The following is a 5,128-nucleotide window of genomic DNA, read 5'->3' as shown; positions in this document are numbered from 1 at the left end:
GATGCTCCCCCTCTGGGGGAGCTGTCGCGAAGCGACTGAGGGGGTCTACTCCAGCGCCCGCTCAACCGCCGCCGCGAACGCCGCCCCGTCGTCATGCACGTGCTCCAGGAACAGGTCCGGCTCGATGACCTCCAGCTCCATCAGCTGCGGCGCGCCGTCCAGGCCCCGGATCAGGTCGACCCGGGCGTAGGTCAGGGGCGCGCCGGCCGCCTTCAACACCATTTCGGCGGCGTGCAGGGCCTCGGGCTCGGGCGCCACGCCGCTGACCTGGCCGCCGAACTGCGGCTGGACGCGGAAGTCGCCGGCCACCGCCACCTTGGTCACCGCGTGGCTGAACACGCCGTCGAAATAGAACAGCGACAGCTCGCCCTCCTCGCCCACGGCCGGCAGGAAGGGCTGGATCAGGGCCGGACCCGTCGTGCAGCCGGCCAGGCCGTCGGCGTGGCGCAGCTTGACGGTGTCCTGCGAGCCGCCGGAGATTTGCGGCTTGGTCACCAGCACGTCGACCCCGAACACGTCGCGCGCGTGGTCCAGCGCCTCCAGGGTCAGCCGGTCGACCGCGTGGGTCGGCACCACCGGCGCGCCCTTCGACGCCAGCTGCGCCAGATAGGTCTTACTCGTGTTCCAGCGCAGCACTGGAACCGGATTGGCCAGGCGCGCGCCGGTCGCCTCCAGGGCGTCGAGACGAGCGAACCATTCGTCGGGCCGCAGGTGGTAGCCCCAGCTGAGCAGCGGCAGCACCACCCGGGCGCCGGCCGTGTCGGCGTCGACCCAGCTGGCGGCCTCGACGTTCAGTCCTCGCGCCCGCAGGGGCGTCGCCAGGCGCTCGAACAGGCGCGACCAGCTGTTGGCGAAGAGAGGCTCGTCGGGTGCGGGGGTGAGAATAAGGACGTCAGTCATACTCTTGGCGGTAGAACGCGGTGATCCTCAGGGCAAGGCTCGCGTTGCCTTGCGGCCTCCGATCCGGTACTTCGCGCGCGTCGCTCTTTCGAAAAAGGCCTTTCATGACCGCTCTCTACGACGTCGCCGCCATCGGCAACGCCATCGTCGACGTGATCGCCCAGTGCGACGACGCCTTCCTGGAGCGGGAGGGCCTGGTGAAGGGCTCCATGGCTCTGATCGACCCGGCGCGCGCCGCCAGCCTTTACGAAGTGATGGCCGCGGGCATCGAGGCCTCGGGCGGCAGCGCCGCCAACACCGCCGCCGGCGTCGCCAGCTTCGGCGGCAAGGTCGCCTTCATCGGCAAGGTCGCCGACGACCAGTTGGGCAACGTGTTCCGCCACGACATGAAGGCCATCGGCTGCGACTTCACCACCCCGTCTCTGGCCGAAGGCCCCGCCACGGCCCAGAGCCTGATCAACGTCACCGCCGACGCCCAGCGCACCATGTCGACCTATCTGGGCGCCTGCGTGGAGCTGAACCCGGCCGACGTCGATCCGGCGATCATCGAGGCCGCGCAGTTCTCGTATCTCGAGGGCTACCTGTTCGATCCGCCCGAAGCCCGCCGCGCCTTCGCCAAGGCCGCCGCCCTGAGCCACGGCGCGGGCCGCAGGATCTCCATGACCCTGAGCGACAGCTTCATGGTCGACCGTCACCGCGGCGCCCTGCTGGGCTTCATCGAGACCCAGTGCGACATCGTCTTCGCCAACGCCGACGAAGTCTGCTCGCTGTTCGAGACCGACGATTTCGACGCCGCCGTGAAGGCCCTGGCCGCGCGCTGCGACATCGCCGCCATCACCCGCAGCGAAAAGGGTTCGATCGTGGCCTCCAACGGGCAGCTTCACGAAATCTCGGCCTATCCGGTGGAAAAAGTCGTGGACACGACCGGCGCGGGCGACCAATACGCCGCTGGTTTCCTCTACGGCTTGTCCCAGGGGCGGGCGCTGCCCATCTGCGGCAAGCTGGGCTCCCTGGCCGCCGCCGAGGTGATCGATCACTATGGTCCGCGACCGCAGGTCAACCTGCGGGCGCTGGCCCAAAAGAACGGCCTCTAAGGTCAGAACGGACTAAGGAAGCTCATGGCCCGCACCGCTGAAGTGGTCCGCGAGACGAAGGAGACCCAGATTCGGGTCTGGATCGATCTCGACGGGACCGGCGCCTCGACGATCTCCACCGGCATTGGTTTCTACGACCACATGCTGGAGAGCTTCGCGCGCCACGGCGGCTTCGACCTGAAGGTCGAGACCAAGGGCGACCTGCACATCGACATGCACCACACGGTCGAGGACACCGGCATCGTGCTGGGCTTGGCGATCAAGGAAGCCCTTGACGGGTTCAAGGGCGTCCGGCGCTTCGGCCACGCCTATATCCCGATGGACGAGACCCTGACGCGCTGCGCCATCGACCTGTCCAACCGGCCCTATCTGATCTGGAAGGTCGACTTCAAGCGGCCCAAGGTCGGCGAGATGGACACCGAGCTCTTCAAGGAGTTCCACCACGCGTTCGCGATGAACGTGGGGGCCTGCGTCCATCTGGAGACCCTTTACGGCGACAACACCCACCATGTCGCCGAGAGCGGGTTCAAGGCCCTGGCCCGGGCGCTGCGTCAGGCGGTCGAGATCGACCCCAAGACCGGCGGCCATGCCCCCTCCACCAAGGGCGTGCTGTAGGAAGCTGATTTCATGCAGACCGTCGCCCTGATCGATTACGGGTCGGGCAACCTGCGTTCGGCCGAAAAGGCCCTGCGTGAGGCGGCCCGTCGCCACGGCATCGATGCCGACATCGTTGTCACCGCCGATCCCGCCATCGTGGCCGCCGCCCATCGCGTGGTGCTGCCCGGCGTGGGCGCCTTCGCCTCATGCCGCGCCGGCCTGGACGCCTCGGGCGTCTATGACGCCATGAACGAGGCCGTGCACGCCAAGGGCGCGCCGTTCCTGGGCATCTGCGTGGGCCACCAGCTGCTGGCCACCGAAGGCCTGGAGTTCGGCGTCACCCCGGGCCTGGACTGGATCGGCGGCCAGGTGAAGAAGCTGGAGCCGAACGATCCGGCCCTGACCATTCCGCACATGGGCTGGAACGCGATCGCCTTCGCGCGCGACCACGCCCTGTTCAAGGGCGTCGAAAGCGGCGCCCACATGTATTACGCCAACTCCTTCGCCCTGACGCCGACCGATCCGGCCGACGTCCTGGCCACGACCGACCACGGCGGCCCGTTCACGGCCGCTGTGGCCAAGGGCAATGTGGCGGGCGTACAGTTCCACCCCGAAAAATCCCAAGCCGCGGGGCTCGCCCTGCTCGCCAACTTCCTGGAATGGCGCCCATGATCCTCTATCCCGCCATCGACCTGAAGGACGGCCAGTGCGTGCGTCTGCTGCACGGCGACATGGAAAAGGCCACGGTCTTCAACACCAGTCCGGCCAACCAGGCCGAGCGGTTCGTCAAGGACGGCTTCTCGTGGCTGCACGTGGTGGACCTGAACGGCGCCATCCAGGGCAAGTCGGTCAACACCGACGCCGTGCAGTCGATCCTGGAGTCGATTTCGATCCCGGTGCAGCTGGGGGGCGGCATCCGCACCCTGGAAGGCATCGAATCCTGGATCGAAGCCGGCGTTTCCCGCGTGATCCTCGGCACCATCGCCGTCCATGACCCCGAACTGGTCCGCAAGGCCGCCCGCCTGTGGCCCGAGCAGATCGCCGTGGCCGTCGACGTGCGCGACGGCAAGGTGGCGGTCGACGGCTGGACCGGCCTATCGGACATCGACGCCATCACCCTGGGCAAGCGCTTCGAGGACGTGGGCGTGGCCGCCCTGATCGTCACCGACATCAGCCGCGACGGCGCCCTGACCGGCGTCAATGTCGAGGGCGTGGGCGAGTTGGCCGACGCGGTCTCGATCCCGGTCATCGCCTCGGGCGGCGTGGCCTCGGTGGCCGACATCGAGCGGCTGAAGGCCCGCCCCGGCGTCGAGATCGCCGGCGCCATCCTGGGCCGCTCGCTCTACGCCGGCACCATCCGCCCGGCCGAAGCCCTGACCATAGCGGCCGCCTGATGCTGAAGACCCGGATCATTCCTTGCCTGGACGTCAAGGACGGCCGGGTGGTCAAGGGGGTCAATTTCGTGGCCCTGCGCGACGCCGGCGACCCGGTGGAGCAGGCAAGGGCCTATGACGCGGCCGGCGCCGACGAGCTGATGTTCCTGGACATCACCGCCTCCAGCGAGGGCCGCGGCCTGATCCTGGACGTGATCTCCCGCACCGCCGAGGTCTGTTTCATGCCGGTCTCGGTCGGCGGCGGCGTGCGCGAGGTGGCCGACATGCGCCGTCTGCTGCTGGCCGGCGCCGACAAGGTCTCGGTCAACACCGCCGCCGTCGAGACCCCCGACCTGATCGCCGCCGGGGCCGACGCGTTCGGGGCCCAGTGCGTGGTCGTGGCCATCGACGCCAAGGCGCGCCAGGACGGCTCGGGCTGGAACGTCTGGACCTATGGCGGCCGCAAGGACACCGGCATCGACGTGGTCGACTGGGCCGCCAAGGTGGTCGAGCGCGGCGCGGGCGAGATCCTGCTGACCTCGATGGACCGCGACGGGGCCAAGATCGGCTACGACATCCCGCTGCTGAAGGCCGTGACGGGCGCGGTCACCGTGCCGGTGATCGCCTCGGGCGGCGCGGGCACGACCGACCACCTGGTGGAAGCCGCCCGGGACGGCCACGCCGCCGCCGTGCTGGCCGCCTCGATCTTCCACTTCGGCGAGATCAGCATCGGCCAGGCCAAGCGGGCCATGGCCGAGGCCGGAATCCCCGTGCGCCTGGACGACCTGAAGGGGGCGGCATGAGCACTCTGTTCGAAGTCCTGGAGCGCCTGGCCGCGACCATCGAGGCCCGCAAGGGCGGCGATCCTTCGACGTCCTACACCGCCAAGCTGCTGAACGATCCGGCCCTGGCCGCCAAGAAACTGGGCGAGGAAGCCGTCGAGACGGTGATCGCCGCCGTGGCTCAAGGCCCCGACGCCTTGGCGGCCGAGAGCGCCGACCTGCTGTACCACTGGCTGGCCCTGATGGCGGCCTCCGGCGTGTCGCTGGATGCGGTGGCCGAGAAGCTGGCGGCGCGCGAGGGGACCTCGGGGATCGCCGAGAAGGCTTCGCGGGGCGGCTAGCCCCCTCCGGCCCTCCGGGCCACCTCCCCCAGAGGGGGAGG

7 protein-coding genes are annotated in these 5,128 nt (G+C 69.2%); 6 read left to right on the top strand and 1 reads right to left on the bottom strand.

Annotated features, from left to right (window positions below):
* Positions 1-45 precede the first annotated feature (45 nt).
* Entirely contained in the window at positions 46-900 is an 855-nt protein-coding gene (locus WAL33_RS14050; RefSeq protein WP_422182140.1) for an ATP-grasp domain-containing protein, read from the bottom strand.
* A gap of 104 nt (positions 901-1,004) precedes the next feature.
* Here WAL33_RS14050 and WAL33_RS14045 point away from each other — a divergent pair, with 104 nt between their 5' ends.
* Genes WAL33_RS14045 through WAL33_RS14020 form a run of 6 tightly spaced genes read left to right on the top strand, consistent with a single transcriptional unit; the run spans position 1,005 to position 5,087 of the window.
* Entirely contained in the window at positions 1,005-1,994 is a 990-nt protein-coding gene (locus WAL33_RS14045; RefSeq protein ID WP_422182139.1) for an adenosine kinase, read from the top strand.
* Positions 1,995-2,018: 24 nt separating this feature from the next.
* Positions 2,019-2,609, top strand: coding sequence for an imidazoleglycerol-phosphate dehydratase HisB (gene hisB / locus WAL33_RS14040; RefSeq protein WP_422182138.1), 591 nt, complete (start codon positions 2,019-2,021; stop codon positions 2,607-2,609).
* 12 nt (positions 2,610-2,621) lie between these two features.
* The gene (gene hisH, locus WAL33_RS14035; RefSeq protein ID WP_422182137.1) at positions 2,622-3,263 is read left to right on the top strand and encodes an imidazole glycerol phosphate synthase subunit HisH; all 642 of its coding nucleotides are present in this window, start codon (positions 2,622-2,624) and stop codon (positions 3,261-3,263) included.
* Positions 3,251-3,985, top strand: a complete 735-nt coding sequence (hisA, locus tag WAL33_RS14030) for a 1-(5-phosphoribosyl)-5-[(5-phosphoribosylamino)methylideneamino]imidazole-4-carboxamide isomerase (protein ID WP_422182136.1) — start codon at positions 3,251-3,253, stop codon at positions 3,983-3,985. Before hisH ends, hisA begins: the two co-directional genes overlap by 13 nt.
* Entirely contained in the window at positions 3,985-4,767 is a 783-nt protein-coding gene (gene hisF, locus WAL33_RS14025) for an imidazole glycerol phosphate synthase subunit HisF (RefSeq protein WP_422182135.1), read from the top strand. The genes hisA and hisF overlap by 1 nt, the downstream gene beginning before the upstream one ends.
* A complete protein-coding gene (locus WAL33_RS14020) occupies positions 4,764-5,087 on the top strand; it encodes a phosphoribosyl-ATP diphosphatase (protein ID WP_422182134.1) in 324 nt (107 codons plus the stop codon). Before hisF ends, WAL33_RS14020 begins: the two co-directional genes overlap by 4 nt.
* Positions 5,088-5,128 lie beyond the last annotated feature (41 nt).

Source organism: Caulobacter sp., from assembly GCF_049283275.1.
In the GTDB taxonomy this organism is placed as follows: Bacteria; Pseudomonadota; Alphaproteobacteria; order Caulobacterales; family Caulobacteraceae; genus Caulobacter.
Note: the sequence above shows the minus strand (reverse complement) of the source record. Positions and strands in the feature narration are given on the sequence as shown.

Coding starts and splice junctions, on each gene's coding strand:
- hisF (WP_422182135.1), top strand. CDS start 3,985: ATGCTGAAGACCCGGATCATTCCTTGCCTGGACGTCAAGGACGGCCGG.
- hisB (WP_422182138.1), top strand. CDS start 2,019: ATGGCCCGCACCGCTGAAGTGGTCCGCGAGACGAAGGAGACCCAGATT.
- hisH (WP_422182137.1), top strand. CDS start 2,622: ATGCAGACCGTCGCCCTGATCGATTACGGGTCGGGCAACCTGCGTTCG.
- hisA (WP_422182136.1), top strand. CDS start 3,251: ATGGCGCCCATGATCCTCTATCCCGCCATCGACCTGAAGGACGGCCAG.
- WAL33_RS14045 (WP_422182139.1), top strand. CDS start 1,005: ATGACCGCTCTCTACGACGTCGCCGCCATCGGCAACGCCATCGTCGAC.
- WAL33_RS14050 (WP_422182140.1), bottom strand. CDS start 900: ATGACTGACGTCCTTATTCTCACCCCCGCACCCGACGAGCCTCTCTTC.
- WAL33_RS14020 (WP_422182134.1), top strand. CDS start 4,764: ATGAGCACTCTGTTCGAAGTCCTGGAGCGCCTGGCCGCGACCATCGAG.